This is a genomic window from Streptomyces beijiangensis (assembly GCF_017315755.1).
GTDB classification, from domain to species: domain Bacteria; phylum Actinomycetota; class Actinomycetes; order Streptomycetales; family Streptomycetaceae; genus Streptomyces; species Streptomyces beijiangensis.
This window is the reverse complement of record NZ_JAFLRJ010000110.1, coordinates 1-3,983: the sequence shown is the minus strand read 5'-3', so window position 1 is coordinate 3,983 and position 3,983 is coordinate 1. Positions and strand designations below refer to the sequence as shown.

Below are 3,983 nucleotides of genomic sequence, written 5' to 3'. Positions count from 1 at the left end.
CTCAAGCGCCGGACGGGCTACAAGTAGCCCGTCCGGCGCTTGAGGACCGGGGTCCGGACCGGGGTCCGGACCGGGGTCCGGACCGGGGTCCGGACCGGGGTCCGGGGCGGGGGCTACAGCCAGCCGTTGCGCTTGAGGGTGCGGTGGATCGAGAGGCAGATGCCGACGATCCCCGCCATCGCCACGGGATACCCGTACTGCGAGTGCAGCTCCGGCATGTGGTCGAAGTTCATCCCGTACACACCGGTGATCATCGTGGGGACGGCGATGATCGCCGCCCACGCCGTGATCTTCCGCATGTCCTCGTTCTGCGCGACCGTCGCCTGCGCCAGGTTCGCCTGCAGGATCGAGTTGAGCAGTTCGTCGAAGCCGACCACCTGCTCCTGCACCCGCGCCAGGTGGTCCGCGACATCGCGGAAGTACTTCTGGATGTCGGGGTCGATCAGCCGCATCGGCCGCTCGCTCAGCAGTTGCAGCGGGCGCAGCAGGGGCGACACGGCCCGCTTGAACTCCAGGACCTCACGCTTGAGCTGGTAGATCCGGCCCGCGTCCGTACCCCGTGAAGTGCCCTTCGCCGGCTCGGAGAAGACATCGATCTCGACCTCGTCGATGTCGTCCTGCACGGCCGACGCGACCGCGAGATAGCCGTCCACGACCTGGTCGGCGATCGCGTGCAGCACCGCCGAAGGCCCTTTGGCCAGCAGCTCGGGCTCCGACTGCATCCGGTGGCGGAGGGCCCGCAGTGAGCCCTGGCCGCCGTGCCTGACCGTGATGACGAAGTCCCGGCCGGTGAAGCACATCACTTCGCCCGTCTCCACGACCTCGCTCGTCGACGTGAGCTCGGCGTGCTCGACGTAGTGGATGGTCTTGAAGACCGTGAAGAGGGTGTCGTCGTACCGCTCCAGCTTGGGCCGCTGGTGGGCGTGGACCGCGTCCTCCACGGCCAGCGGGTGCAGTCCGAACTCGGCTGCGATACCGGAGAATTCGGCCTCGGTCGGCTCGTGCAGCCCGATCCAGGTGAAGCCCCCGTCGTCCCGCACCCGGTGCTGGGCCGCGCGCGGAGTGAGGCAGGCGTCGCCGTTCACCCGCACCCCGTCGCGGTAGACCGCGCAGTCGACGACCGCGCTGCTGGCGGAGGGGTCGCGGGTGGAGTCGTAATTGCTGTACGGGGCGTTGCTCTTGCGCGGGGACGGACGCACGGCTGCGCGCAGGTCACGGATCATCGACATGGCAGGCTCCTTCACGGAGGGGCCGTCGGCGACAGTGGCACTGCCCGGAATGAGGATGTTTCTGCGGCTACATCCACAAAGCGGGCGGTACCGCCTCATCGCGGATGGCGGCGTTCGCTACAGGACACAGACAAAGCAAAACGAAGCGAAGTGCTCTTCCGGCGTGCGAAGTGCCCAGTCTCAAACCTTGGGCTGGGGGCCCTGATCTCGGGTCAGAGAGAAAGCAGATGAAGCGCGGAAGGGCGGCATGTACTGCCCGGTCGACTCGGTTCTCGATCCATCGCAGTCCCACCTCCTCCGGCCGGTCCCCCGTAGGGGACGAACGATGCTGCCCTGACCAGCGGCCAAGAGTATCAGCCGACTACAGGGCCAACCCCGGTCTTTGCCCGTTCCATACGCGCTTTATGCTCGCGAGCATGGTTGAAGTTCTTGCTCTCGTGGAGGCCCGGCTGCGCTCCGCGCTGGGCGAACCGGACGCGCGCGCCGCGGTGACCTTCCTCGGTACGGACCGGATCGAGGTCCTGCGCTTCGTCGACGGCGATGTGGTGCGCTACGCCACCCTCGGTATGTCCGCCCATCCGATGGCGGATCCCACGGCCGCACTCGCCGACCCGGTGAAGGGCCCGCGAGCCGAACTCGTGCTGTCTGTGCGGGCCGGACTCGCCGACACCGACAAGGCGCTCCGCCCGCTCGCCGTACTGGCGGCCTCCCCGCAGGTCGAGGGCGTGATCGTGGCTCCCGGTGCCTCGCTCGACGTCGGCGAACCGCTCTGGCCGGGGACGTCGTTCAGTTCCGTACTGGTGGCCGAGCCCGGCGGTCTGGTCGAGGACCTCGACCTCGATGAGCCCATGGACCCCGTCCACTTCCTGCCGCTCCTGCCGATGACGGCGAACGAAGCGGCGTGGAAGCGGGTGCACGGCGGCCAGGAGCTCCAGGAGCGCTGGCTGGCACACGGAACGGACCTGCGCGATCCGCTGCGCAGGTCCGTGACGCTCAATTAGGGGAATGCAGGCGGTGAAGAACGCGTAGTTTTGACGATGCTCTCCCGGCGGGTGCTGGGAGATTCCCGGGAGCTGCCCGGAGGAAGCTGGCTGGGCTTCACGCGTCCGCCTCCGCCGCTTGGCGGGACTCGACGCCCGGGGCGCCTGTGCGTGCTGTTGATATCCGAGCCACCCGTCCGGCGGGCTCGGGCCTCGATCTCGACCGAGGCGTTGTGGTCGGCATCGTCCTCGTGCCCACAGTGGGCACAGGCGAACAGCCGACCGCATCCCTTGCGGGATTCGGGGTCGACCTGGCCGCAGGCGGCGCAGGTCTGGGAGGTGTGGAATGCCGGGACGGCAATCAACCGGGAGCCGTACAGGTCGCACTTGTACGCCAGCTGCCGTCGCCGTTCGCCGGGGCAGTTGTCCAGAATCGAGCGGTTCAGTCCGGCCTTCTGTGCCACGTTCTTGCCGGGTTGTTCGCGGGTGCCGCAGGCGCTGGCAGTCAGGTTGGGAACCCGCAGGTCCTCGATGCCGACGAAGCCGTGGTTTTTGGCGAGGTCGGCGGTGAGCTGGTGCGTGAAGTCCTGGCGCCGGTTCGATTCCCGGGTCTTGAGCTTCCCGATGGCTGCGATCGTCTGCCGAAGTCGATTGCCGTACTTGCCGTCGTTGTGCTTCTTGGCATAGGTGATCTGGCGAGCCTTGAGTTGTTCCAGCGCCCGCAGCCGCTGCTTTTCGTTCTTCGTCAGCCCGACAGGCTTGATCCGGGGCTCGGACTCCGTGGATACGTAAGCGGAGGCAGCCACCCCGAAGTCGACCCCGCACCCGGGCCGGCCGTTCTGTGCCACCGCCTTGCGGCCCGTGGCGATGCCGAAGGAGACGTGCCAGCCGGTCCCGTCCCGGCTGATCGTGGCATTTCTCAGGGCGCCACCCAGTGCGCGCGAGAGCCGGAAGCGCACCCAGCCCAGCTTGGGGATCTTCACCACGGCCCAGTGCCGGTTGAGTTTGCGGACCTCCACGATCTGCCCCGGGAACGAGACTGATGCTTGGTGTCCGCGCTTCTTACGCTGCGGAAAGCTCGCAGGGTGCTTGGGATTCCAGAAGTTGTCGTACGCCCGGTCCAAATGGCGCAGCACCTGCTGAGCCGCCTGCGCCGGAAGCTCTGCCAGCCACGGCAACTCAGCTCTGGCAGTGGTCAGATGCGTGCACTGTTCGATGGCTCGCAGGGTGTACCTGCGCTGCTTCCACATGTACACCCGCTGCTCCAGCGCAACATTCCACAAGGCGCGTACGGTATGCCCCACCCGGTCAGGATCTGCTCCTGCTCCCCGGTGGGGTACAGCCGATACCGCCGCCCGATGTCCGCTCGCACACCCCAAACGCTACCAAGCGTTACTGAACCTGTGCGCGGAGTTCGTGATACTCGTGATCTCCTCTCGTGGACTCCGGACGGGTGATCGTCCTTGACGCGAAGACGGGCGGGGAGGACCGTTGACCTCTATGAGGGGCGAACCCAGTTGCCCGAAGTGCGGTGGCCGGGTCAGGGCGCCCGGTCTCTTTGCCGACTCCTGGCAGTGCGACGTGCACGGTGTCGTGCATCCGTTGCAGCCCGTGATCCCGCCCAGCGTCGAGGCCCTCGGTGTGGTGGTGCACCGGGCCAAGGTCCCGGTGTGGATGCCCTGGCCCCTGCCCGTCGGCTGGGTCTACACCGGAGTGTCCTGCGCGGGCGACGACCGCAACGGCGGCCGCGCGACCGCCGTCGCCTGCTCGGGTC

At 67.7% G+C, this 3,983-nt stretch carries 4 protein-coding genes; 2 read left to right on the top strand and 2 right to left on the bottom strand.

Annotated elements, in window-relative coordinates:
* Positions 1-113: 113 nt before the first annotated feature.
* Positions 114-1,229, bottom strand: a complete 1,116-nt coding sequence (locus J0695_RS12510) for a magnesium and cobalt transport protein CorA (protein WP_206962064.1) — start codon at positions 1,227-1,229, stop codon at positions 114-116.
* Between the two features lie 416 nt (positions 1,230-1,645).
* Here J0695_RS12510 and J0695_RS12505 point away from each other — a divergent pair, with 416 nt between their 5' ends.
* Entirely contained in the window at positions 1,646-2,230 is a 585-nt protein-coding gene (locus J0695_RS12505) for a suppressor of fused domain protein (RefSeq protein WP_206962063.1), read from the top strand.
* On the opposite strand, the gene J0695_RS12500 is transcribed toward J0695_RS12505, so the two are convergent.
* Complete coding sequence (locus J0695_RS12500; RefSeq protein WP_242552557.1) at positions 2,227-3,492, bottom strand: RNA-guided endonuclease InsQ/TnpB family protein; 1,266 nt, start codon at positions 3,490-3,492, stop codon at positions 2,227-2,229. The genes J0695_RS12505 and J0695_RS12500 overlap by 4 nt on opposite strands.
* A 217-nt stretch (positions 3,493-3,709) precedes the next feature.
* Here J0695_RS12500 and J0695_RS12495 point away from each other — a divergent pair.
* The coding region (locus J0695_RS12495) for a DUF6758 family protein (RefSeq protein WP_372445755.1) at positions 3,710-3,983 on the top strand (274 nt) is incomplete at its 3' end.